The organism is Burkholderia sp. KL41 (assembly GCF_057005415.2).
In genome coordinates this window covers 2,604,532-2,629,058 of the sequence record NZ_CM174446.1, presented here as the reverse complement: position 1 = coordinate 2,629,058, position 24,527 = coordinate 2,604,532, and the positions used below count along the sequence as shown (strand labels likewise).

21 protein-coding genes and 1 tRNA gene are annotated in these 24,527 nt (G+C 69.1%); 15 read left to right on the top strand and 7 right to left on the bottom strand.

All coding sequences use genetic code 11. The annotated features are described in order from the left end of the window. The first annotated feature begins 1 nt into the window (after nt 1). Entirely contained in the window at nt 2-793 is a 792-nt protein-coding gene (locus tag PQB87_RS12310; RefSeq protein WP_489241953.1) for an SDR family oxidoreductase, read from the top strand. A gap of 17 nt (nt 794-810) precedes the next feature. Beyond that, nucleotides 811-1,791 (top strand): acetyltransferase, encoded by a 981-nt coding sequence (locus tag PQB87_RS12305; protein ID WP_226146089.1) that lies wholly within the window; start codon nt 811-813, stop codon nt 1,789-1,791. Between the two features lie 91 nt (nt 1,792-1,882). Here the strand turns inward: PQB87_RS12305 and PQB87_RS12300 are convergent, their stop codons facing one another. Both PQB87_RS12300 and PQB87_RS12295 read right to left on the bottom strand, forming a co-directional pair. After that, on the bottom strand, nt 1,883-2,335 hold the full coding sequence (locus PQB87_RS12300; protein WP_059675867.1) for a nuclear transport factor 2 family protein: 453 nt from the start codon (nt 2,333-2,335) through the stop codon (nt 1,883-1,885). Between the two features lie 13 nt (nt 2,336-2,348). Further along, nucleotides 2,349-2,828, bottom strand: a complete 480-nt coding sequence (locus PQB87_RS12295) for an SRPBCC domain-containing protein (RefSeq protein WP_059682387.1) — start codon at nt 2,826-2,828, stop codon at nt 2,349-2,351. A 362-nt stretch (nt 2,829-3,190) separates the two neighbouring features. Here PQB87_RS12295 and PQB87_RS12290 point away from each other — a divergent pair, with 362 nt between their 5' ends. Beyond that, nucleotides 3,191-4,669 carry a cryptochrome/photolyase family protein gene (locus PQB87_RS12290; protein ID WP_489241950.1) on the top strand — a complete coding sequence of 493 codons (1,479 nt, stop codon included), beginning with the start codon at nt 3,191-3,193 and terminating at the stop codon, nt 4,667-4,669. Nucleotides 4,670-4,804: 135 nt separating this feature from the next. On the opposite strand, the gene PQB87_RS12285 is transcribed toward PQB87_RS12290, so the two are convergent. Both PQB87_RS12285 and PQB87_RS12280 read right to left on the bottom strand, forming a co-directional pair. Beyond that, a complete protein-coding gene (locus PQB87_RS12285; protein WP_027786929.1) occupies nt 4,805-6,037 on the bottom strand; it encodes an MFS transporter in 1,233 nt (410 codons plus the stop codon). 203 nt (nt 6,038-6,240) lie between these two features. Continuing rightward, the gene (locus tag PQB87_RS12280) at nt 6,241-7,182 is read right to left on the bottom strand and encodes a LysR substrate-binding domain-containing protein (protein ID WP_489241947.1); all 942 of its coding nucleotides are present in this window, start codon (nt 7,180-7,182) and stop codon (nt 6,241-6,243) included. Nucleotides 7,183-7,580: 398 nt separating this feature from the next. Between PQB87_RS12280 and PQB87_RS12275 the strand changes: the two genes are divergently transcribed. Both PQB87_RS12275 and PQB87_RS12270 read left to right on the top strand, forming a co-directional pair. After that, nucleotides 7,581-8,621: an alpha/beta hydrolase family protein gene (locus PQB87_RS12275; RefSeq protein WP_489241945.1), complete on the top strand. Its 1,041-nt coding sequence runs from the start codon at nt 7,581-7,583 to the stop codon at nt 8,619-8,621. Between the two features lie 194 nt (nt 8,622-8,815). After that, complete coding sequence (locus PQB87_RS12270) at nt 8,816-9,571, top strand: 4'-phosphopantetheinyl transferase family protein (protein WP_111943342.1); 756 nt, start codon at nt 8,816-8,818, stop codon at nt 9,569-9,571. 21 nt (nt 9,572-9,592) lie between these two features. Here PQB87_RS12270 and PQB87_RS12265 read toward each other — a convergent pair whose 3' ends face one another. Then, nucleotides 9,593-10,549 (bottom strand): glutamate/aspartate ABC transporter substrate-binding protein, encoded by a 957-nt coding sequence (locus PQB87_RS12265; protein WP_489241943.1) that lies wholly within the window; start codon nt 10,547-10,549, stop codon nt 9,593-9,595. Nucleotides 10,550-10,762: 213 nt separating this feature from the next. Between PQB87_RS12265 and hutH the strand changes: the two genes are divergently transcribed. The 10 genes from hutH (at nt 10,763) to PQB87_RS12215 (ending at nt 23,167) form a co-directional block, all read left to right on the top strand. Beyond that, the gene (gene hutH, locus PQB87_RS12260) at nt 10,763-12,286 is read left to right on the top strand and encodes a histidine ammonia-lyase (protein WP_059682397.1); all 1,524 of its coding nucleotides are present in this window, start codon (nt 10,763-10,765) and stop codon (nt 12,284-12,286) included. A gap of 4 nt (nt 12,287-12,290) precedes the next feature. Further along, the gene (gene hutC / locus PQB87_RS12255; protein WP_027786935.1) at nt 12,291-12,986 is read left to right on the top strand and encodes a histidine utilization transcriptional repressor HutC; all 696 of its coding nucleotides are present in this window, start codon (nt 12,291-12,293) and stop codon (nt 12,984-12,986) included. Between the two features lie 38 nt (nt 12,987-13,024). Next, nucleotides 13,025-14,713 carry a urocanate hydratase gene (gene hutU, locus PQB87_RS12250; RefSeq protein ID WP_027786936.1) on the top strand — a complete coding sequence of 563 codons (1,689 nt, stop codon included), beginning with the start codon at nt 13,025-13,027 and terminating at the stop codon, nt 14,711-14,713. Nucleotides 14,714-14,715: 2 nt separating this feature from the next. Next, nucleotides 14,716-15,354, top strand: coding sequence for a HutD/Ves family protein (locus tag PQB87_RS12245; protein ID WP_153488580.1), 639 nt, complete (start codon nt 14,716-14,718; stop codon nt 15,352-15,354). 4 nt (nt 15,355-15,358) lie between these two features. Then, nucleotides 15,359-16,582: an imidazolonepropionase gene (hutI, locus tag PQB87_RS12240; RefSeq protein ID WP_059682401.1), complete on the top strand. Its 1,224-nt coding sequence runs from the start codon at nt 15,359-15,361 to the stop codon at nt 16,580-16,582. An 8-nt stretch (nt 16,583-16,590) separates the two neighbouring features. Then, nucleotides 16,591-17,967 (top strand): formimidoylglutamate deiminase, encoded by a 1,377-nt coding sequence (locus PQB87_RS12235; protein ID WP_111943346.1) that lies wholly within the window; start codon nt 16,591-16,593, stop codon nt 17,965-17,967. A gap of 60 nt (nt 17,968-18,027) precedes the next feature. Then, nucleotides 18,028-18,825, top strand: a complete 798-nt coding sequence (hutG, locus tag PQB87_RS12230) for an N-formylglutamate deformylase (RefSeq protein WP_091925843.1) — start codon at nt 18,028-18,030, stop codon at nt 18,823-18,825. Between the two features lie 762 nt (nt 18,826-19,587). Further along, the gene (locus PQB87_RS12225) at nt 19,588-20,394 is read left to right on the top strand and encodes a gamma-glutamyl-gamma-aminobutyrate hydrolase family protein (protein WP_489241938.1); all 807 of its coding nucleotides are present in this window, start codon (nt 19,588-19,590) and stop codon (nt 20,392-20,394) included. 12 nt (nt 20,395-20,406) lie between these two features. Then, complete coding sequence (locus PQB87_RS12220; protein WP_027786942.1) at nt 20,407-21,744, top strand: glutamine synthetase family protein; 1,338 nt, start codon at nt 20,407-20,409, stop codon at nt 21,742-21,744. Nucleotides 21,745-21,772: 28 nt separating this feature from the next. Next, nucleotides 21,773-23,167 carry an aspartate aminotransferase family protein gene (locus PQB87_RS12215; protein WP_489241935.1) on the top strand — a complete coding sequence of 465 codons (1,395 nt, stop codon included), beginning with the start codon at nt 21,773-21,775 and terminating at the stop codon, nt 23,165-23,167. Nucleotides 23,168-23,295: 128 nt separating this feature from the next. Here the strand turns inward: PQB87_RS12215 and PQB87_RS12210 are convergent. Both PQB87_RS12210 and PQB87_RS12205 read right to left on the bottom strand, forming a co-directional pair. Next, nucleotides 23,296-23,370 (bottom strand) — tRNA-Val (locus tag PQB87_RS12210). Between the two features lie 99 nt (nt 23,371-23,469). Further along, entirely contained in the window at nt 23,470-24,372 is a 903-nt protein-coding gene (locus tag PQB87_RS12205) for a LysR family transcriptional regulator (RefSeq protein WP_489241933.1), read from the bottom strand. Nucleotides 24,373-24,527 lie beyond the last annotated feature (155 nt).

Here is a 24,527-nt window from a genome sequence, read left to right as displayed (position 1 = left end):
CATGTTGCTGAAGGACAAGATCGTCGTGATTTCCGGGATCGGGCCGGGGCTCGGCGTGAAGCTCGCCGTCGAGGCCGCGCGTGAAGGCGCGCGCGGGGTGGTCGTCGCGGCGCGCACGACGGAAAAGCTCGACGACGCCGAAACGCGGATCCGTGCACTCGGCGTCGATTGCGACGTGCTGAAGGTGAAGACCGACATCACCGATCGCGCGCAATGCCGGCAGCTCGCGACGCAGGCCGTCGAGCGCTTCGGCCGGATCGATGCGCTCGTGAACAGCGCATTCGTGCACGGCACGTTTCCCGAGCCGGTGGAGGAAGCCGACCTCGACGGCTGGCGCGCGGTGTTCGACACCAACGTGTTCGGCACGATGGCGCTTACGCAGGAAGTCGTGCCGCACATGAAGCGGCACAAGCGCGGCGCGATCGTGATGATCAACACGCAGGCGACCCGCAAGCCGTTTGCAGGGGAAGGCGGCTACGCTGTATCGAAGGGAGCGCTCGCCGTTGCGGCAAAATACCTGGCGCGCGAACTCGGCGTGCACGGCATTCGCGCGAACAGCATCCACATGGGGTGGATGTGGGGCGTGCCGACCCGGACGTATTTCCGGCAGGCGGCGGCCGAATACGGGATGACGGAGGAGCAGGTGATCGCGCCGGTCGCGTCGAACATCGCGCTCGCGAAGCTGCCGACCGACGACGATTGCGCGCGCGCGGCGCTGTTCCTCGCGTCGGACTACGCGAACGCGGTGACGGGCGCGACGCTCGACGCAAATGGCGGCGATTTCATGCCCTGACGACGGAGCAAAGGATCATGCAGGACAACCACGACGAACGACACTTCCTTGCGTTCAACGGCGACGCGGACGGCCTGTGCGCGCTTCAGCAACTGCGGCTCGCGGAGGGCGTGCGCGGCACGCTCGTGACCGGCGTGAAGCGCGACATCAGGCTGCTCGAGCGGATCGACGCGCGCGCGGGCGACATCGTCACCGTGCTCGACGTGTCGCACGACCAGAATCGCGATGCCTGCGCGCGGCTGCTGCGCGAAGGCGCGACGGTCCGCTATTTCGACCATCATTTCGCGGGCGAGCTGCCCGACGATCCGCGCTTCGACGCGCATATCGACACGGCGGCCGACGTCTGCACGAGCGCGATCGTGAACCGTTATCTCGGCGGCCGGCACGTGCGCTGGGCGATCGTCGCGGCATTCGGCGACGAGTTGCCGGCGCTCGGCGGCGCGCTCGCGCGCGAGCACGGGATCGACGACGCGGAGCGCGACACGCTCGCCGAACTGGGCCTCTACCTGAACTACAACGCGTACGGCGAGTGTGTCGGCGATCTGCATTTCGACCCGGCGGCACTTGCCGACGCGATGCTGCCGTGCGTCGACCCGCTCGAGTTCGTGCGCGAGACCGCCGTGTTTGCCGCGCTGCGCGACGGCTACCGCGACGACATGGCACGGGCGTGCGCACTCGCGCCGCTGCGCGAGGTGCCCGGCGCGACGCTGGTCCGGATGCCCGATCATCCATGGGCGCGGCGCGCGACGGGCATGCTCGCGAACGAGCGGATGCGCAACGCGCCGCATGCGGCGCTCGCGGTGCTGTCGCCGCGCGCGGACGGCGGGCTCGTCGTCAGCGTGCGCGTGCCCGACGGCCGGCCGCTCGGCGCCGACGAGTTCTGTCGCGGTTTTCCGACCGGCGGCGGGCGCAAGCGCGCGGGCGGCATCAATCATCTGCCGGAAACCGAGTTCGACGCGTTCGCCGAGCGGTTCGAGGCGGCGTTCCGGCTCGATTGACGCAACGGCTCGCGACGCGCACGCCGTGCATCCAGCCCACGGCGTGCGCGTCGCGGGCGGCGGAGATTGTGGCCGCCGGGTTGCGGCGCGATCAGCCGGTCGCGCCCGCGAGCACGGCCGGCACGTTGTGGCCGTAACAGCGCTCCTCGACACGCTCGGCGATGCGCCAGCCGAGCGCGGTACGCGCGAACCGGTCGACGTACCACAGCCCGAGAAACATCACCTGCGTGCCGCCGTCCGGCAGCGCGACTTCCATCGGATTGAAGCAGATCGTGCGGCCGCGCGCGGTGTCGCCGTCGAGCCGGATCGACAGGTTGCCGACCAGGTGCTGGTACTGCGGAAACCGCGGCAGCACGGTGCGCAGCCATGCCTTCACGTCCGGATAGCGGCCCGCGATGCCGCCCATCGCGCGATAGTCGATCGCCGCGTCGGGCGTGAACACCGCGTCGAGCGCGTCGAAGTCGCGCGTATCGATCGCGGTCGAATACGCGACGATCAGCTCGCGGATGTCGTGATGGTCGGACAGCGTTTGCAGATCGGGCATCGGCGGCTCCCGGTCAGGCGCCGTTGCGCCGGCGTGCCGCATGGAGCGCTTCGGCGCGCCGCTTCACGTCGCGCGCACACTGGTCGAAACCCTGTTTCACCCACGCACCGTGGTTCTGCATGATCGTGTCCGCGTTGATGCCGAGGAACTGGTCGGTCGTGAAATAACGGCAGCGTTCCGCGCCGATCGCGTCGATGTACTGGTCGCGGCGCGCGGCGTCCTTGTTGTCGTCGGTCGGGCGCTGCTCCCACGACAGCAGGCGTTCCGGTTCGCACGCGACGAGGATCTCGTTGACGGGAATCACGGTTTCCGTGCCGGGAATGCGCACCTGCATGTGCACGAAATCGCCGAGCCTGCCGGTCGTTTCGAAGCCGACGCAGAACGTGTTCCATTCGCCGTAGCGCGGGAAGTCGGTCAGCACTTCCCAGACGACGGAGGCCGGTGCGTCGATGTCGACGGTGATCGAGGTGACGAGATTCGAGGGTTTGGTCATGGCGGCGTATCGGGTGAGTATCGGGTGAGTATCGGGTGAGTAGCGGGTGAGGCCGCGCGCCCGGCCGGCCGGGTGCCGCAGCAGTCGGAAAGGTCCGCGCCGGCGTCGGCCGGCGCGCATGGCAGGGGCGGGACGCGCGGTGCCGGTAGCGGCCGGCACGTGCCGCGCGGCGTACCCGACATCGAGCGTAGGCCGGCGCATGCGGCGAAGAATCGTCGGAATGGACTAGGGCGTTTCACCGGGGGCGGCAGGGGGCGGGACGGCCGTGACCGTCGTCGATCCGCCGGTGTGCCGAACGTCGACACCGCGCGGCGCAGCCGCGACAATACGCGTCTCTTCCTGCTTTCGTCATCGAGGTGCCCGTGTCCGCCAAGTCGTCCGTTGCTCCCGCGATCGTCTGGTTCCGCGACGATCTGCGCGTGACCGACCAGCCCGCGCTGACGCGCGCGGTGGCGTCGGGCCGGCCGCTCGTATGCGTATTCGTCGACGACACGGGCGCCGGCGCCGGGCGCGCGCCCGGCGGCGCGGCGCGCTGGTGGCTGCACGGGTCGCTGGCCGGGCTCGACACGGCGCTTGCGCGTCACGGCGGACGCCTGCTGCTGTTGCGCGGCGACGCGCCGCGCGAGATCGAACGCGTCGTGCACGACACGGGTGCGCAAGCGGTGTACTGGAACCGTCGTTATGCGCAACCGCAGCGCGACGCCGACGCGGCGCTGAAGGCGTCGCTCAAGGCGCGCGGCGTCACGGTGGAGAGCAGCAACGGCAGCCTGTTGAACGAGCCGTGGGAGGTGCTGACGGGCAGCGGCGGGCCGTACCAGGTGTTCACCGCGTACTGGCGCGCGGCACGCCGCGATCGCGCGGTGGCCGCGCCGCTGCCCGAGCCGGAACGGATCGGGTTTCATCGCTGGCCGAAGGCCCTGAGCGACCGCGCGCTGGCGCTCGATGCGCTGGCGTTGCGTCCGCGGGCGCCGGATTGGGCCGGCGGCCTGCGCGACGCGTGGCCCGCGCCTGACGAAGGCGGCGCGCACGCGCAGCTCGACGCGTTTCTGACGACGTCGCTCGCCGATTACGCGGATGCGCGCGACCGTCCCGACCGGCCCGCGACGAGCCGGCTGTCGCCGTTCCTGCGCTTCGGCAACGTGTCGCCGCGACAGGTGTGGCACGCGGTGCAGGGCGCCGCGCAGGCCGGCGGCGCGGCATGCGCGGCCGGCGCCGACAAGTTCCTGAGCGAACTCGGCTGGCGCGAATTCAGCTACACGCTGCTGTATCACTTTCCGGCACTCGCGACCGACAACTTCCGCGCGCAGTTCGATGCGATGCCTTGGCGCGACGATCCCGCCGCGCTGCGCGCGTGGCAGCGCGGGCTGACCGGCTATCCGCTCGTCGATGCGGGCCTGCGCGAGCTGTGGACGACCGGCTGGATGCACAACCGCGTGCGGATGGTCGTCGCGTCGTTCATGATCAAGCATCTGCTGATCGACTGGCGCGCGGGCGAAGCGTGGTTCTGGGACACGCTGGTCGACGCCGATCCCGCGAACAACGCGGCGAGCTGGCAGTGGGTGGCCGGCTGCGGTGCCGACGCCGCGCCGTATTTCCGCATCTTCAATCCGGTCGCGCAGGGGCGGAAGTTCGACCCGGACGGTGCGTACGTGCGGCGCTGGGTGCCCGAGCTGACCGGCCTCGACGCCGCATCGATCCACGCGCCGTGGGAGGCCTCGCCGCTGGAACTCGAAGCGGCAGGCGTGCGGCTCGGCGTCGACTATCCGGAGCCGCTCGTCGAGCATGCGGCCGCGCGTGCCCGCGCGCTCGATGCACTGGCCGCATTGCCGAAGCGCCGCTGACCGCCCGCTCCGGATTGCCGCGTCAATTGCAGAACGCGACGTGTTCGAGCAGCGCGTACGCGACGCCCGAATCGAAGTAGGCCGCGCCGCACCACGCGACGAACGCGAGCGTGCCGGCGGCCAGTGCCGCGCGGATCATGCCCACGCCGCGTTGCCCGCTGCCGGACGCGCGACGCGCGCGTCGTTGATCGGCAGGTGCAGCAGCGCCGCGAGTACGCCGAGCGCGATCGAGCCGATCCACAGCGGCATGTACGAATGCGTCGCGTCGTACACGAGCGCACCGAGCCAGACGCCGAAGAAGCTGCCGAGCTGGTGCCCGAAGAACACGAAGCCGAACAGCGTCGCGATGTAGCGCACGCCGAACACCTGCGAGATCACGCCGTTCGTCAGCGGCACGGTGCCGAGCCACGTGAACCCCATGACGGCCGCGAACACGTAGACGCTCGCGGGCGACAGCGGCGCGGCGACGAACACGGCCATCGTGAGCGCACGCACGAGGTACAGCACCGACAGCACGTACTTGCGCCGCAGCAGCCCGCCGAGATGGCCGCACGCATAGGTGCCGGCCACGTTGGTCAGCGCGATCAGCGCGAGCGCGACGCTCGCGTGGCGTGCCGGCAGCCCGTGATCCAGCAGGTACGCGGGAAGATGCGTCGCGATGAAGGCGAGCTGGAAGCCGCACGCGAAGAAGCCCGCGTTCAGCAGCCAGAAGCCGCGATGCGCGAACGCCTCGCGCACGGCTTCGCCGATCGACTGGTCGGGGCCGGCGGCGGCGCCGGCAACCTGCGCGGGCCGGTCGCGCAGCAGCACGGCGAGCGGCGCGAGCACCACCGCGACGAGCGCCAGTGCGATGAACGCATGCCGCCAGCCGATGCCGCCGATCAGTTCCTGCGCGACGGGCACCATGCAGAACTGGCCGAGCCCGCCGATCGCGCCTGCGACGCCGAGCGCCCAGCCGCGCCGGTCGGGCGGAAACAGGCGGCTCAGCGCGCCGTAGATCGATGCGAACGCCGAGCCCGACAGCGCGATGCCGATCACGAGCCCGGCACCGACCGTGAACATGCCGGTCGTCGCCGCATGCGCCATCGTGACGAGCCCGGCCGCATAGAGCAGCATCCCGGCGACGATCACGCGCAGCGACCCGAAACGATCGGCGATCATGCCCGTGAACGGCTGCGCGACGCCCCAGATCAGGTTCTGCAACGCCAGCGCGAGCCCGAACGCTTCGCGCGACCAGCCGTGATCGAGCGATACCGGCGCGAGGAACAGGCCCTGCACGTGCCGGATGCCGAGCGCGGCGCCCATGATCAGGCCGCCGGCCAGTACGGGCAGCCAGCGGCGGCGGACTTCCTGCTCGATCGGGGTCATGCGTGTCTCCGGAAGGGGGCGCGGCAAAACGGCCGCGCTCGATCCGATTAGACGATCGGGCCCGTCGACGCTCAAGCGATCATTCGGTCAGGTTGGCATGCGTGTGGGGAATGCGACGAAGGGCGCGCGGGATCGGGCGGGCGGGCCCGGCCGCGGCCGGCGGCATTCGCTGAATCGGCGCCGGCTCCGGCTCCGGCTTCGGCCTATGCCGACGCCGTATCGTGCGCACGCATCGCGATATCGCATTCGGCTGCTTCGGCGAGCATCCAGTCGCGGACTTCGGCGACCTCTCGCCGCGGTGCCGGATCGTGCTGGAACAGCCAGTAGCCGTAAGCCTCCGACAGCGCCTGCGTGTGCGGCCCGAGCACCGCGAGCCGCCCGTCCGCGAGCATCGGCGCGACGAGCGCGAGCCGCCCGAGCGCGACGCCCTGGCCCGCGATCGCGGCCTGGATCACCTGGTCGTACTGGTTGAAGCGCAGCAGGCCTTTCGGGCGCGCGTCGCCGAGCCCGGCCGCGAGCAGGTGCGTGCGCCATTGCAATTGCGGCTGTGGCGGCCCGTCGAATTCGAGCAGGACGTGGTCGGCGATCGCGGCCGCGTTCGTGACGGGCCGTGCGGCGAGCGCGGGATGGGCGACCGGCACGACGATCTCGTCGAACAGGTGCAGCGCGCCGGCCGGCGCGCGCTCGCGCGGGCAATAGCGGACGCCGAGGTCGATGCCTTCGGCGCGCAAATCGAGTACCTTGTCGTTCGCGGCGACGCGCAGGTCGACCTCCGGCAGGCGCGCCTGCAGCCGCCCGAGCCGCGGCAGCAACCACAGCGCGGTGACGCCGATGCTCGCGGTGATCGTGACGGGCTGGCGCTCGCGTGCGGCGGCGAGCGACGCGACGGTGTCCTGCAGGCCGTGCAGGGCCGCATCGGCGACGCGAAACAGCCGCTCGCCTTCCGGCGTGAACGCGATCTTCCGGTAGCCGCGCTGCAGCAGCGCGACGCCGAGATGCGCTTCGAGCGCGTGCACCTGGCGGCTGACCGCCGATTGCGTGACGCACAGATCCTGCGCGGCGAGCGTGATGCTCATGCGGCGGCCGACGGCGACGAAACCGCGGACGAGGTCGAGCGACGGGAGGCGGACGAGTGGCGTTGACATGCGCGTGACTCATGCGAACGGAGCAGCAAGATTGGTTGAGAACGCGGGGCGCGTCAAGTTCAATGGAGGCTGGCGCGGGGAGTGCGGGGCTGACCGCGAAGCATGGGGTTCGGGTAAGCGCTGAAGTGCCAACTCGGGCCGACCGCGAAGCATGGGGTTCGGGTTAGCGCTGAAGTGCCAACTCGGACCGACCGCGAAGCATGGGGTTCGGGTAAGCGCTGAAGTGCCAACTCGGGCTGACCGCGAAGCATGGGGCCCGAGTAAGCGCCAAAGCGCTAACTCGGACCGACCGCGAAGCATGGGGCCCGAGTAAGCGCTAAAGTGCCAACTCGGACCGACCGCGAAGCATGGGGTCCGAGTAAGCGCTAAAGCGCTAACTCGGACCGACAGGAGACTCGATGGCGATTTCGAACGATAGCAGCGGGACGACGCAGGGCAGCCGTGCGGCAGGCGCATTGCCGCCCGAGCCCGTGACGCTGCGCGCGGCCGACGGCTACGAATTGCGCGGCCATGTATGGCGCCATCGCGGCGGCAGCGCCGCGCGGCCCGTGACGGTCATCAATTGCGCGACATCGGTGCGTTGCGACTACTACTTTCGTTTCGCGGCCTGGTTGTTCTCACAGGGGCGCGACGTGCTCGTCTACGACTATCGCGGCATCGGCGGGTCGCGCCCGGCGCAGCTCGCGAAGCTGCGCGCGAACTGGCTCGACTGGGGGCGGCTCGATTGCGACGCCGCGCTGCGGTACGCGCGCGACGCGTTTCCGGGCCAGCCGATCGACGTGGTCGCGCACAGCATCGGCGGGTTCGCGCTCGGGCTCGCGGCATCGAACGCTCACGTGCGGCACGCGGTGACGGTCGGCGCGCAGTACGCGTACTGGCGCGATTACCTGCCTGCCGAACGGCGGCGCATGTGGTGGAAGTGGCACGTTGCGATGCCGCTGCTCGCGGCCGTGTTCGGCTACGTGCCCGCGAAGCGGCTCGGCTGGATGGAGGACACGCCGCGCGGCGTCGCGTTGTCGTGGGTGCGCTCGCAGGCGAGCTTCGAGGATGGTTATACGCGCGGCCTGTTCGCCGAACCCGTCGCAAGCCGCGCCGCGTTGCCCACCCGCTTCGCGGGACTGTCGGCGCCGATGCTCGCGATCGGCCTCGACGACGACGGGTTCGGCACGGTCGAGGCGATCGAGCGGCTGGTCGGCTACTACACGGGCAGCGACGTCACGCATCTGCGGATCGCGCCGGCCGACATCGGCGTCGAGGCGATCGGCCATTTCGCGTTTTTCCACAGCCGCTTCACCGACACGCTGTGGCCGCTCGCGTTGTACTGGCTGCAGCACGGCGTGCTGCCGGCCGATGCGCCGGGCCACGTGCATGCGCTCCACCCGGCGTCGCGCGGGCGAGGGGCGGGCAGCGGCGTGCCGGGCGTCGCCGCGAACGGGTGAGGCGCGGCGGCTGCCCGGCTGCTGCCCGATGCGTCGCGGGCATGGCGTGCCGCCGTGCGCGGCCTTCGCATGCGGCTCATGAAGCCACGCCGATTCGATGCGGCCGCGGCGAGTCGCACCCGGGCCGGTTCATACGCCGGCGCGATCGATTAACATCGGGCGTTTCCCTCCACGGCACAGGCCGCTGCGCACCGATGTCCATTCCGTTCGATTCCGCTTCTCCGGCCGATACCGCCCGCGCATGGCGCGTGCACGCGCTCGATGTGCCGCCCGCCGCGGCACGCGCGGGGGTGCGGGTCGCGCGTATCGATTTCGACTGGAGCGTGCCGCTCGCGTCGCCGGCCTACGCGGCGCTGAGCGACGACGAGCGCGCGCGCGCCGCGCGCTTCATGCGTCACGAGGATGCGGTACGCAGTGCCGCGACGCGTGCCGCGCTGCGCGACGTGCTCGGCGCGGCCCTCGGTGTCGCGCCGCATGCGGTCGCGATCGTCGTCGACGCATCGGGGCGGCCGTCGCCGGCCCCCGCGCATCGGACGTCACTCGATTTCAACGTGTCGCATGCGGGCGATCATGCCTTGCTCGCGTGGGCGCCCGCGGGCCGTGTCGGTGTCGATATCGAGTGCTGCGACCGCGCAGCCGACTGGCGTGCGCTGACACGCGAAGTCTGCGCGCCTGCCGAGGCTGCGTGGCTCGACAGCGTGTCGCCCGCCGCGCGCGCGGCGGCGTTCATGCGCGTGTGGGCGGCGAAGGAAGCGCTGCTCAAGGCGCTCGGCACCGGCATCGTCGGCGGGTTGCGAGCGTTCGCGGTCGTGCCGCCGCGCGATGTCGCGACCCCTGCGACGACGATCGTCGAGCCGGCCGCGCCCGCCGCCGGCGTCGCGGCGTTCGACGCGGCGTGGCTCGACGCGGCGCCCGGCTACGCGGCGTGCATCGCGTGGACGCGTGCGTGAGCCAGCGTCCACGCGCGGCGCTCATTCGAGCGGCGCGTCGTTCGGTGCCGCGTAGCGCGCCTTGATCACGTCGCTCATCGGGAAGTCGAACGCGAGCCCCTTCGGCGGCACCGGCTTCATGAACCACCTGTCGTACAGCGCATCGATCTCGCCGCGCTTCATCGACTGCACGAGCACGCCGTCGACGAGCGCCTTGAACTGCGGATCGTCCTTGCGCAGCATGAATCCGTAGGCCTCCGACGACTGCGGCGTGCCGACGATCTGCCAGTCGGCCGGCTTCGCGGCGAGCTGGCGCACGCCCGCGAGCAGCACGTCGTCCATCATGTACGCGGCCGCGCGGCCCGATTCGAGCGTGAGGCGTCCTTCGCCGTAGTCCTTCGCGCTGATGATCTGCATGTTCATCTTCCTTTCCTCGTTCATCCTGCGCAGCAGGCGCTCGGACGTCGTGCCCTGGTTCGTCACGACCGTCTTGCCGGCGAGGTCGGGGAAGTCGCGGATGCCCGAGCTCGTGCGCGTGAGCAGGCGCGTCGTCGCGACGAAGAAGGTGGTCGAGAACGCGACCTGCGCGTGACGCGCGGCGAGGTTCGTGGTGACGCCGCATTCGAGATCGACGGTGCCGTTCTGCACGAGCGGGATGCGGTTCTGCGACGTGACGGGGATGAAGCGCACCTGCAGGTCGGGCTTGCCGATGCGCGCCTTCACGGCGGCGATCACGCGGTCGCACAGGTCCTGCGAGAAGCCGATGACCTTGCCGTTCGCGTCGACGTAGGAGAACGGCACCGACGTTTCGCGGTGGCCGATCGAGATCAGGTTGCTTTGCCGGATCTTCTCGAGCGTGCCGGAGAGCGGCTCCGCGGCGAACGAGGCGCCGCATGCGAGTGCGCACGCGGCGAAGAGCAAGGGGCGGCCGAACCGGGCGATGAAACGGGCGATGAAACGGGCGATGAAACGGGCAATGAACCGGGGCGGGAAGGGCATGACGGGCTCCGTGGCGAGTGGTGATTCGTATGTTGCCAAAGACAAAATAATCGCAACATATGTTAAGCGCCGGATCCCGCCGACCGGCCCGGCGGGCCGCACCGGGCATCAGGGAAACTCCCAAGTCGAAATCGGTGAAAAACGGGTTGTCTAGACAAGTTCAGGTGGCTACACTTCAAACCACTCCGAACTTGTCTAGACAGGATTGCTCACATGATTACGTTGACCCCCGGCCACCTGACCCTCCCGCAACTGCGCCAGATCGCACGCGAATCCGTTCAGCTGGCGCTCGACCCGGCCAGCTTCGCGAAGATCGACGCCGGCGCGAAGGCCGTCGCCGACATCGCCGCGAAGGGCGAGCCGGCCTACGGCATCAACACGGGCTTCGGCCGCCTGGCGAGCACGCACATCCCGCACGACCAGCTCGAACTGCTGCAGAAGAACCTCGTGCTGTCGCACGCGGTCGGCGTCGGCGAGCCGATGGCACGTTCGTCGGTGCGCCTGCTGATGGCGCTGAAGCTGTCGAGCCTCGGCCGCGGCCACTCGGGCATCCGCCGCGAAGTGATGGACGCGCTGATCAAGCTGTTCAACGCGGACGTGCTGCCGCTGATCCCGGTGAAGGGCTCGGTCGGCGCATCGGGCGACCTCGCGCCGCTCGCGCACATGTCGGCCGTGCTGTTGGGCGTCGGCGAAGTGTTCATCCGCGGCGAGCGCGCGAGCGCGCTCGACGGCCTGCGCGTCGCGGGCCTCGCGCCGCTGACGCTGCAGGCGAAGGAAGGCCTCGCGCTGCTGAACGGCACGCAGGCATCCACCGCGCTCGCGCTCGACAACATGTTCGCGATCGAAGACCTGTACCGCACCGCGCTCGTCGCGGGCGCGCTGTCGGTCGACGCGGCTGCCGGCTCGGTGAAGCCGTTCGACGCACGCATTCATGAACTGCGCGGCCATCAAGGCCAGATCGACGCGGCAGCGTCGTATCGCGACCTGCTCGAAGGCTCGCCGATCAACCAGTCGCACCGCGATTGCGACAAGGTGCAGGACCCGTACAGCCTGCGCTGCCAGCCGCAGGTGATGGGCGCGTGCCTGGACCAGATGCGTCACGCGGCCGACGTGCTGCTGATCGAAGCGAATGCCGTGTCGGACAACCCGCTGATCTTCCCGGATACCGGCGAAGTGCTGTCGGGCGGCAACTTCCACGCCGAGCCCGTCGCGTTCGCGGCCGACAACCTCGCACTGGCCGCATCGGAAATCGGCGCACTGGCCGAACGCCGCATCGCGCTGCTGATCGACGCGACGCTGTCGGGCCTGCCCCCGTTCCTCGTGCGGGACGGCGGCGTGAACTCGGGCTTCATGATCGCCCACGTGACGGCCGCCGCACTCGCATCGGAAAACAAGACGCTCGCGCACCCGGCGTCGGTCGACTCGCTGCCGACCTCGGCGAACCAGGAAGACCACGTGTCGATGGCGACGTTCGCCGCACGCAAGCTCGCCGACATCGCGGACAACACGAAGCACATCCTCGCGATCGAACTGCTGGCCGCCGCCCAGGGTGTCGACCTGCGCGCGCCGCACCACACGAGCCCGAAGCTCGCGCCGGTGATGGAAACGATCCGCGGCAAGGTCGCGCACTACGAGCTCGACCACTACTTCGCACCGGACATCGCGGTGATCGCGAAGCTGGTCGGCGAGCGTGCGTTCGCGAAGGTCGCGCCGTTCTCGTTCGCGTCGGAACAGTAAGCCCATGAGCGCGCCGGTCTACCAGGAGATCAAGGATTTCATCCTGGCCCGCATCCACGCAGGCGAGTGGGAGGAGGGCGACCAGGTGCCGTCCGAGAACGAGCTGGCGCGCGAGTTCAAGGTGGCGCGCATGACCGTCAACCGCGCGCTGCGCGAGTTGACGGCCGAGCAGGTGCTCACGCGCATGAAGGGTGCGGGCACCTACGTCGCGCGGCCGAAGTACGAGTCGACGCTGGTGGCGATCCGCAGCATCTCGGAGGAGGTCGGCGCGCGCGGGCATGCGTATCGCGCGAGCGTGCTCGGCCTCGACACGATCCGCGCCGACGAGGTGCTCGCGGACGAGATGCAGGTGGCCGTGCGCACGAAGCTGTTTCATTCGCAGGTGCTGCACTTCGAGAACGACGAGCCGGTGCAGCTCGAAGAGCGGTGGGTGAATCCGGCGGTCGCGCCGGATTACGCCGAGCAGGATTTCACGAACACGACGCCGAACCTGTACCTGATGCGCGCGGCTCCGCTGCAGCGCGTCGAGTACCGGATCGAAGCGGCGGCCCCGGCGCCGGAGCGGCGCGAGCAGCTGCGGATGGACGACGTCGAGCCGTGTCTGGTTTTACATCGGCGCACCTGGTCGCAGGGCGTCGTCGCCTCGGTGGCGAATCTGTGGCATCCCGGCAGCCGTTATCGCTTCACCGGGCATTTCTGATTCCTATTTGATATTCATTTCCCTCGGGAGCAGTCGTCATGAACCATCCGAAACACATCGATCCCCGTCTCGATCCGACGCGCACGATCCGCGCGCCGCGCGGCAGCGAGAAGGTCTGCAAGACCTGGCTGGCCGAAGCGGCCTACCGGATGATCCAGAACAACCTCGACCCGGAAGTCGCCGAGCATCCGCATGCGCTCGTCGTGTACGGCGGCATCGGCCGTGCCGCGCGCAACTGGGAATGCTACGACCAGATCCTCGCGTCGCTGAAGGATCTCGAGGAAAACGAAACGCTGCTGATCCAGTCGGGCAAGCCGGTCGGTGTGTTCCGCACACACAAGGATGCACCGCGCGTGCTGCTGGCCAACTCGAACCTCGTGCCGCACTGGGCGAACTGGGACCACTTCCACGAGCTCGACCGCAAGGGCCTGATGATGTACGGCCAGATGACGGCCGGCAGCTGGATCTACATCGGCAGCCAGGGCATCGTTCAGGGTACCTATGAAACGTTCTTCTCGGTCGCGAACCAGCACTTCAACGGCGATCCGTCGGGCCGCTGGATCCTGACGGGCGGCCTCGGCGGCATGGGCGGCGCGCAGCCGCTGGCCGCGACGATGGCCGGCTTCTCGATGATCGCGGTCGAATGCGACGAGACGCGCATCGACTTCCGCCTGAAGACGCGCTACGTCGACAAGAAGGCAACGACGCTCGACGAGGCGCTCGGCATGATCGAGGAAGCGAAGCGCACCGGCAAGCCGGTGTCGGTCGGCCTGCTCGGCAACGCGGCCGACGTGTTCGCGGAACTCGTCACGCGCGGCATCACGCCGGATTGCGTGACCGACCAGACGAGCGCGCACGACCCGATCAACGGCTACCTGCCGCAAGGCTGGACCGTCGCGCAATGGCGCGAAGCGCAGAAGGTCGATCCGCAGAGCATCGTGAAGGTCGCGAAGCAGTCGATGGCCGTCCAGGTGCGCGCGATGCTGGCGCTGCAGGAGCGCGGCGCGGCGACGCTCGACTACGGCAACAACATCCGCCAGATGGCGCTGGAAATGGGTGTCGAGAACGCGTTCGACTTCCCGGGTTTCGTGCCGGCCTATATCCGCCCGCTGTTCTGCGAAGGCAAGGGCCCGTTCCGCTGGGTCGCGCTGTCGGGCGATCCGGAAGACATCTACAAGACCGACCAGAAGGTGAAGGAGCTGATCCCCGACGATCCGCACCTGCACAACTGGCTCGACATGGCGCGTGAGCGCATCGCGTTCCAGGGCCTGCCGGCGCGGATCTGCTGGGTCGGCGTGAAGGATCGTTATCGCCTCGGCCAGGCGTTCAACGAGATGGTGAAGAACGGCGAACTGAAGGCCCCGATCGTGATCGGCCGCGACCACCTCGACACCGGTTCGGTCGCGAGCCCGAACCGCGAGACGGAATCGATGAAGGACGGTTCGGACGCCGTGAGCGACTGGCCGCTGCTGAACGCGCTGCTGAACACCGCGGGCGGCGCATCGTGGGTGTCGCTGCACCATGGCGGCGGCGTCGGCATGGGCTTCTCGCAGCACTCGGGCGTCGTGATCGTCGCCGACGGTACCGCCGAAGCGCACGAGCGTCTCGGCCGCGTGCTGCTGAACGACCCGGCGACGGGCGTGATGCGCCATGCGGATGCCGGCTACGAACTCGCGCAGCAGACGGCCCGCGAAGCCGGCCTGAAGCTGCCGATGCTCGGCCGCTGAGCATGACGGCGCTCGATCAGGCGCCGGTGAACGCGACGATGATGCGCGCAGCGGATCTCGTCGCGTCGCCATGGAAGAACGGCGGCGGCGTGACGCGCGAGATCGCGGCGTTCTCCCCCAAGGGGACTTCCTTCGGGGCGCCGCCGGGCGCCGCGCTCGACGCGTTCGCGTGGCGCGTGAGCGTCGCGGACGTCGGCACGGACGGCCCGTTCTCGCGTTTCGACGGAGTCGACCGCACGCTCGTGCTGCTGTCCGGCGCGGGCATGACGCTCGCCGAGGAAGGCGGCGCACGCCACGTGCTCGACGCACCGCTGGCCCGCGCGGATTTCGCGGGCGAGGCGGCGATCGACGCGACGCTGCACGACGGCGCGACGCGCGACTTCAACCTGATGACGCGCCGTTCGGCCGCGCGCGGCACGCTCGACGTGTGGCGCGCAGGCGCGCACCGCATCGGGCATGCCGATACCGTGCTGCTGTTTTGCGCGACCGGCGAGGCCGCTGTTGAAATCGACGGCACGCGCTACACACTGGAAGAAATGGACACGTTGCGGCTCGACGGGCCGCGGCGTGCGTTTGACGTCGTCGTGAGCGGTAGCGGCGCGTTGCTCGCCGTGTCGCTCGCCATCGGCGAACGAGACTGAACGCATGAAACCGACTGTCTGGCATCACCTGAGGCTGTGTCCGCACGGCCATCCTGACGAGACGATCGACGACGCGGCGATCGCCGTCGACGAAACCGGCACGATCGCCTGGCTCGGCGCGATGTCCGCGCTGCCGCACGGTTATGCCCACTGGCAGCGCGAGGATCTGCACGGCGCGTGGGTGACGCCGGGCCTCGTCGACTGCCATACGCACCTCGTGTACGGCGGCACGCGTGCCGACGAATTCGCGCAGCGCCTCGCGGGCGTCAGCTACGAGGAGATCGCGCGGCAGGGCGGCGGGATCGTGTCGACGGTGCGTGCGACGCGCGCGGCCGACGAGACGACGCTGTTCGTGCAGGCCGCCGCGCGGCTGCAGCCGCTGCTCGCCGAAGGCGTGACCGCGATCGAGATCAAGTCGGGCTACGGGCTCGACCTCGCGAGCGAACGCAAGATGCTGCGTGTCGCGCGCCAGCTCGGCGAGCGCTTCCCGGTCACGGTCTACACGACGTTCCTCGGCGCGCATGCGCTGCCGCCGGAATATGCGGGCCGCGCGGACGACTACATCGACGAAGTGTGCGACCGGATGCTGCCGGCGCTGGCCGACGAGGGGCTCGTCGACGCGGTCGACGTGTTCTGCGAACGCATCGGCTTTTCGCTCGCCCAGACCGAGCGCGTGTTCGAAGCCGCGACGCGGCGCGGGCTGCCCGTCAAGCTGCATGCGGAGCAACTGTCGAACGCGGGCGGCACGGCGCTCGCTGCCCGCTACCGGGCACTGTCCGCCGACCACCTCGAATTCCTCGACGAAGCCGGCATCGAGGCGATGAAGGCGGCCGGCACGGTCGCCGTGCTGCTGCCCGGTGCGTACTACTTCATCCGCGAGACGCAACTGCCGCCGATCGAGCTGCTGCGCAAGCACGGCGTGCCGATCGCGCTCGCGACCGATCACAACCCCGGCACGTCGCCGCTCGAATCGCTGCTGCTGACGTTGAACATGGGCTGCACGCTGTTCCGCATGACGGTGCCCGAAGTGCTGCAGGGCGTGACGCGCCACGCGGCCGCGGCGCTCGGCCGCGCGGATCGCCACGGCGCGCTCGAAGTCGGTCGCCAGGCCGACTTCGCCGCATGGTCGGTCGGCTCGCTGGCGGAGCTCGCCTACTGGATCGGCCGGCCGCTGTGCGAGCAGGTCGTACGCGGCGGCACGACCGTGTTTCGCCGGATGAACGGATAGATAGCCTTATGACCGACACCCTGTTGTTTGCAGACCATGCGTACCTGCCCGACGGCTGGCGCCGTAACGTGCTGCTGCGCTGGGACGCGGCCGGCACGCTGACCGGCGTGACGCCCGACACCGACGCCCCGGCAGGCGTCGCGCGTGCGGCCGGGCCGGTGCTGCCCGGCATGCCGAACCTGCATTCGCACGCGTTCCAGCGCGCGATGGCGGGGCTCACCGAATACCGCGCGAATCCGGCCGACAGCTTCTGGAGCTGGCGCGACCTGATGTACCGCTTCGCGCTGAAGATCACGCCCGACGCGCTCGCCGCGATCGCGCGCTGGCTGTACGTCGAGATGCTCAAGTGCGGCTATACGTCGGTGTGCGAATTCCACTACGTGCATCACGCGCAGGACGGCTCGCGTTATCCGCAGATCGCGGAACTCGGCACGCGCGTGGTCGACGCCGCGCGCTCGGCCGGCATCGGCATCACGATGCTGCCCGTGTCGTACCAGTTCGCCGGCTTCGGCAACAAGCCGCCGCGCGACGACCAGCGCCGCTTCATCAATACGCCCGACGGCCTGCTCGAACTGCTCGACGCGATGCGTCGCGCGGCGCCGGAGCACGGCGGCCTGCGCTACGGCGTCGCGCCGCACTCGCTGCGCGCGGTGTCCGAGAACGGGCTGCGCGTGCTGCTCGACGGGCTGCCCGACGACGCGCCCGTGCATATCCATATCGCCGAGCAGACGGCCGAAGTCGACGACTGCGTGCGTGCCTACGGCGCGCGCCCCGTGCAATGGCTGCTCGATCGCTTCGATGTCGACGCACGCTGGTGTCTCGTGCACGCGACGCACGTCGACGCAGCCGAAACGGCCGCGCTCGCGCAGCGTCGCGCGGTCGCCGGCCTGTGCCTGACGACCGAGGCGAACCTCGGCGACGGCGTGTTCCCGGCCGTCGACTATCTCGCGCAAGGCGGCGTGATCGGCGTCGGCTCGGACAGCCACGCGTCGGTCGACTGGCGTGCCGAGCTGCGCCTGCTCGAATACGGGCAACGGCTCGTGCACCGCGCGCGTAACGTGCTGGCGAGCGACACGCAGGCGCATGTCGCCGATCGCCTGTTCGACGCGTCGCTCGCGGGCGGCACGCAGGCCAGCGGGCGGCGCGTCGGTGCGCTGCGCGAAGGGTGCCGCGCCGACTGGCTCGTGCTCGATCCCGATCATCCGGCGATCGCCGAACACGACAGCACGTCGTGGTTGTCGGGTATCGTGTTCGCGGAGCACGGCGAGACGCCGGTGCTCGACGTCTACACGGGCGGCGAGCGCGTCGTGAGCGGCCGCCGCCATCGCGACGAAGCCGTCGCGTATGCCGACTACCGCGCCGCGCTGGCGCAACTGCTGCGCTGACGCGCGGCAACCGGCGCACGCCGCCTGCGTGCGCCGGCAGACCTTCAACGGTGATGCGACATGACTGAACAACCGGCTGTATTCACGCTGAAGCAGGGCACGCTGCCGCTGCTGATCTCGATTCCGCACGCAGGCACGTACATCCCCGACGACATCGCCGCGACGATGACGGCCGACGCGCGTTTCGTCGACGATTGCGACTGGCATCTCGAACGGCTGTACGGCTTCGCGGCCGGCCTCGGCGCATCGATCCTCGTTCCGTCGCATGCGCGCTACGTCGTCGACCTGAACCGTCCGCCCGACAACGAGAACCTGTACCCGGGGCAGGACACGACGGGGCTCGTGCCGGTCGATACGTTCGACAAGGCGCCGCTGTATCCGGCGAACGCGCTGCCCGGCAACGACGAGATCATGCGCCGCCGCGATCGCTACTGGCTGCCGTATCACGACGCGCTGCAAGGCGAGGTCGCACGCCTGAAGCGCGAGCACGGCCGCGTGCTCGTGTGGGAAGCGCATTCGATCCGCTCGCACGTGCCGCGTTTCTTCGACGGCCGCCTGCCGGACTTCAACTTCGGCACGTCGAGCGGTGCAAGTGCCGCGCCGGGCCTGGCGGAGGCGCTCGCCGCGCGCGTGCTCGAACATGGCGGCTATACGGCCGTCGCGAACGGGCGCTTCAAGGGCGGCTACATCACGCGCCACTACGGCGTGCCCGAAACGGGCGTCGAGGCCGTGCAGCTCGAGCTCTCGCAGATTACCTACATGGAAGAGACGCGCCCCTACGCGTACGACGAAACGCGTGCGGCGCGGATTGTGCCGCTATTGCAGACGCTCGTCGAAACCGCGCTCGCGCATCGCTGAACCCGGGCCGCACGGATGCGGCAGCGCGGCGGAGCCGGTGCGCGACGGCCCGCCGGCCCGCCGGCACGCAGCGTGCCGCACCGATGCACTGCACAACACGGCATCGATCCACGAGATCGGTGCCGTTTTTTTTCGTCCGGGTTTCGTCTGATCGATGTCGTCATCCGCACCTGAAAATTTGACGCAATTTTTGGGTGATATAAGCTGAATGTCAGGAAGTCGTCACGCGCGCACCGGCGGCGGGCCATCGATCGTGGCCGCACCGCACCGGAATGCGCGGCGAGACACCTTGCCGACGTGTCGCCGCGCGGCATTGCCGCATGCGCTTCATCGCGACACGTGTCCTGCATTCGTCAGTCGAGTACGATCGTGAAAGCCGCCAGCCCTTCGATACGCCGGACGCGAAGTCCGTCGGCGGGCGCGCCGCCTCAGGCCGGGCCGATCCGGCATGCTGATCGCGGCACGCGTGCCGCCTCTTTGCGCGAACCTCGTTTCTTCGCCATTTCCCGTCGCGGCCTGCGCCGCTTCAACCTCGTGGCTGCCCGCGTGTTCAGCGCGGTGCAGTGCGACGGCAGCGCATCGTTGTTGCCCTAGCGTCCCTTTCCACGTCCGTTCCGGGCCGCACCGCCTGTTGCCGCATCGTCCGCGCGGCACGATCGCGTTTGGGCATGCGGCGCATCGTGGTGCGCGCGTGCGGTGCCGGCGCGAACCTTCATCGTCCCGCGTGCGAACGTGTCGCGCGCAATTGCCGGAGAGACACCCATGCGTGTGCGACCGATCGTAGCCGTGACCGCCGACCGCATCCTGCGCGGTGCGCATCCGAACCACACGGCGGGGGAGAAGTACCTGGCCGCGCTCGTCGACGGCGCGGGCGCGCTTGCCTTCGTGCTGCCCGCGCTCGGCGCGCGCCAGCCGGCCGATGCGATCGTCGCGGCGGTCGACGGGTTGCTGTTGACCGGCAGTTACTCGAACGTCGAGCCGCATCATTACGGCGGTGCCGCGAGCGCGCCCGACACGCTGCACGATCCCGCGCGCGATGCGACCGCGCTGCCGCTGATCCGCGCGGCGATCGACGCGGGCGTGCCCGTACTCGCGATCTGTCGCGGCATGCAGGAGCTGAACGTTGCCTACGGCGGCACGCTGCATCAGCGGCTGCACGCGACGACCGGCTTCGACGATCACCGCGAGCGGCCGGCCGATCCGCTCGAACGGCAGTACGGCCCCGCGCACGTCGTGCAGTTCGCGCCGGGCGGCCTGCTGCAGCGGATCGCGCACGGCGCACCTGAAGCGACGGTCAATTCGCTGCACGACCAGGGCATCGCGCAGCTCGGCGCGGGGCTCGTCGTCGAAGCCAGCGCGCCCGACGGGCTGGTCGAGGCCGTCAGCGTGCGCGGCGCGCGTGCGTTCGCGCTCGGCGTGCAGTGGCATCCCGAATGGCGCTACGCGGAACAGCCGCTGTCGCGCGACATCTTCGCGGCATTCGGCGCGGCGTGCCGCGCGCGCATGACCCATCGCATTCATGCGGCAGGCGGCGCGATGCCGTCGCCGGCCGCATCCGACGTCGACTGATAGAGGCCGATCATGCAACCCGAACTGAGCGAATTCCTGCGACAGCACCGCATCACCGAGGTCGAGGCGATCATTCCCGACATGGCCGGCATCGCGCGCGGCAAGATCATTCCGCGCAACAAGTTCGAATCCGGCGAATCGATGCGCTTGCCGCAGGCCGTGATGGTGCAGACCGTCACCGGCGATTATCCGGAGGACGGCACGCTGACCGGCGTGACCGATCCCGACATGGTGTGCGTGCCCGATCCGTCGACGATCTGCCTGATTCCGTGGGCCGTCGATCCGACCGCGCAGGTGATTCACGACTGCGTGCACTTCGATGGTTCGCCGGTCGAGATCTCGCCGCGCTACGTGCTGCGCCGTGTGCTCGACCTGTACAAGGCGAAAGGCTGGCAGCCGGTCGTCGCGCCCGAGCTCGAGTTCTACCTGGTCGACATGAACGCCGATCCGGACCTGCCGCTGCGTCCGCCGGTCGGCCGCACCGGGCGTGCGGAAACCGGCCGGCAGTCGTATTCGATCGAGGCCGTCAACGAGTTCGATTCACTGTTCGAGGACATCTACGAATACTGCGAGATGCAGGGGCTCGATATCGAGACGCTGATCCATGAAGTCGGCGCCGCGCAGATGGAGATCAACTTCGTGCACGGCGATGCGCTGTCGCTGGCCGACCAGGTGTTCCTGTTCAAGCGCACGGTGCGCGAGGCCGCGTTGCGCCACAACATGTACGCGACCTTCATGGCGAAGCCGATGCAGGACGAGCCGGGCTCGGCGATGCACATCCACCAGAGCCTGGCCGACGCGCGCACGGGGCGCAACCTGTTCTCGGGCGAAGACGGCGCCGTGTCTCCGATGTTCCACAGCTATCTCGCGGGGCTGCAGAAGTACACGCCCGCGCTGATGCCGATCTTCGCGCCGTACATCAACTCGTATCGCCGCCTGTCGCGCTTCATGGCCGCGCCGATCAACGTGCAGTGGGGCTACGACAACCGCACGGTCGGCTTCCGCATCCCGCAGTCGGGCGCGTCGGCGCGCCGCATCGAGAACCGGATTCCGGGTGTCGACTGCAACCCGTACCTCGCGTTCGCGGCGACGCTCGCCGCCGGCTATCTCGGCCTGTCGCAGCAGCTCGCGCCGACCGAGCCGATCGCGTCGGACGGCTACAACCTGCCGTACCAGCTGCCGCGCAATCTCGAGGAGGGGATCTCGCTGATGGCGGCGTGCACGCCGCTCGCCGGCATTCTCGGCGACAAGTTCGTGAAGGCCTACCTGGCACTGAAGGACACCGAATACGAAGCGTTCTTCCGCGTGATCAGCTCGTGGGAGCGCAGGCATCTGCTGCTGCACGTCTGAGCGTGCGGCAGCGTTATCCGGAGGAAACATGACCGATCGAAACGAAGCCTTCTCACCGCATTCGACCGCCGAATACCGCGCGCTCGACGCCGCGCACCACATCCACCCGTTCTCGGACATGGGTGCGCTGAACCGCGCGGGCAGCCGCGTGATCGTGAAGGCCGACGGCGTCTACCTGTGGGACTCGGACGGCAACAAGGTCATCGACGGGATGGCCGGCCTCTGGTGCGTGAACGTCGGCTACGGCCGCAAGGAACTCGCCGACGCCGCGTATCGCCAGATCCAGGAACTGCCGTTCTACAACACCTTCTTCAAGACCACGCACCCGCCGGTGATCGAACTCTCCGCGATGCTCGCGGAAGTCACGCCGAAGGGTTTCAACCACTTCTTCTATTGCAACAGCGGCTCGGAAGGCAACGATACCGTGCTGCGCCTCGTGCACCAGTATTGGCGCGTGCAGGGCCAGCCGCAGAAGAAGTTCGTGATCTCGCGCAAGAACGGTTACCACGGCTCGACGATCGCCGGCGGCACGCTCGGCGGGATGGGCTACATGCACGAGCAGATGCCGTCGAAGGTCGAGCACATCGTGCACATCGACCAGCCGTATTTCTTCGGCGAGGCGGCGGCCGGCGAAACGCCGGAAGCGTTCGGCCTGGCCCGCGCGCAGCAGCTCGAGACGAAGATCCTCGAACTCGGCGCGGAAAACGTCGCGGCGTTCATCGGCGAGCCGTTCCAGGGCGCGGGCGGCGTGATCTTCCCGCCGTCGACGTACTGGCCGGAAATCCAGCGGATCTGCCGCAAGTACGACATCCTGCTGGTGGCCGACGAAGTGATCGGCGGGTTCGGGCGCACCGGTGAATGGTTCGCGCATCAGCACTTCGGCTTCGAGCCGGACCTGATCACGATGGCCAAGGGCCTCACGTCGGGCTACGTGCCGATGGGGGCCGTCGGCATTCACGAGCGCGTGGCGCGGCCGATCATCGACAACGGCGAATTCAATCACGGCCTCACGTACTCGGGCCACCCGGTGGCGGCGGCCGTCGCGGTCGCGAACCTGAAGCTGCTGCGCGACGAAGGGATCGTCGAGCGCGTGAAGAACGACATCGGGCCGTACTTCCAGCGCCGGCTGCGCGATGCGCTGGGCGACCATCCGATCGTCGGGGAGATTTCGGGAGCGGGGCTCGTGGCGGGCGTTCAGCTTGCACGCGACCGGAACCGGCGCGAGCGGTTCGGTGCGAACGTCGATATCGGCACGATCTGCCGCGACTTCTGCTTCAACGGCAACCTGATCATGCGCGCGACCGGCGACCGGATGCTGCTGTCGCCGCCGCTCGTGATTCGCGAGGCGGAGGTCGACGAGATCGTCGACAAGGCGAAACGGGCGTTCGATGCGACGGCGCAGCGGGTGGGGCACGCACGGTAAGCCGGTATCTGGGTAGCGGCGTGTGGACGTGGGCGTCGTCGAATGACATGGCGCCCGCGTCGCTCGAAGCACGCGCGACGCCAAAACGAAAAGGGCCTGCGTCGTGAGACGCAGGCCCTTGAATTCTTTGGTGGGCGGTACTGGGATCGAACCAGTGACCCCTGCCGTGTGAAGGCAGTGCTCTACCGCTGAGCTAACCGCCCAAAGAAGAATCAAATTATGTCAGAGCTTTTGGGGTTCGTAAAGCCCTTTCTGCAAATATTTTTCAGATACCCGCAAATACCTGCCAGCCGGCCATGCACTCAGCCCGCGAGCGCGGGCAGTGCGTCGATCGACGCGCGCACGTAGTCGGCGAAGCGCAGCGCAACCGGCTCGGCGGTGCTGCTGCGCTTCAGCGCGAGCGTGCGCGATTCGAGCGACGCATCCTTCAGCGGCCGGAACGCGAGCCGGTCGCTCTTCGCCTGCTGCAGCACGCGCGGCACCAGCGCGACGCCCATCCCGAACTCGATCATCGACAGGATCGTCTGCCACAGCCGCGCTTCGTGGCGAATCAGCGGGCTGAAGCCGGCGTTTACGCATTGCGCGATGATCAGGTCGTGATAGTGCGGCGCCGCTTCGCGCGGGAACAGGATGAACGGTTCCGCGGCCAGCGCGGCCAGCGCGACCTGCCTGCGCCGCGCGAGCGGATGTGCGGCCGGCAGGCAGCACACGAACGGTTCCGCATAGACGGGTACCGATTCGACCTCGGGCGGGAAGTGGCCCCAGTGCGCGTAGCCGAGATCGATCTGGCCGCGCTGGATCGCCTGCACCTGCGCGTGCGTGTTCATCTCGCTCAGCACGACCTCGACGCCCGGATAGTCGGCCTCGAAACGCCGCACCGCATCGGGCAGCCCGCGATACAGCATCGAATGAACGAAGCCGATCCGCAGCCGGCCCGCGAGGCCCGACGCGGAGCGCACCGTCAGGCGTTCGGCCTCGGCCGCCTGCAGCTGCAGCCGGCGCGCTTCGCCGAGCAGCACCTCGCCCGCATTGGTCAGCGCGACGGTCTTGTTGGTGCGCGAGAACAGCTGGACGCCGAGCGCGTCCTCGAACTTGCGGATATCGAAACTCAGCGCCGGCTGCGAGATGAACAGGCGCTTTGCCGCGCGCCCGAAATGCAGTTCCTCGGCGACCGCCACGAAGTAGCGCAACTGCCTCAGTTCCATGGTGTCTCCTCGTGGCGTCGGCATCGATAAACGGTATCTATCGTACCGGACAAATCCTGTATTGGACGCTTATCGATCGCGCGCCTACGCTCTGGAAGGCTTTGCACGGGACTGGCCGGGCGCCGCGGCGCCCCCCGCCGGCCGATGTGCAGGCA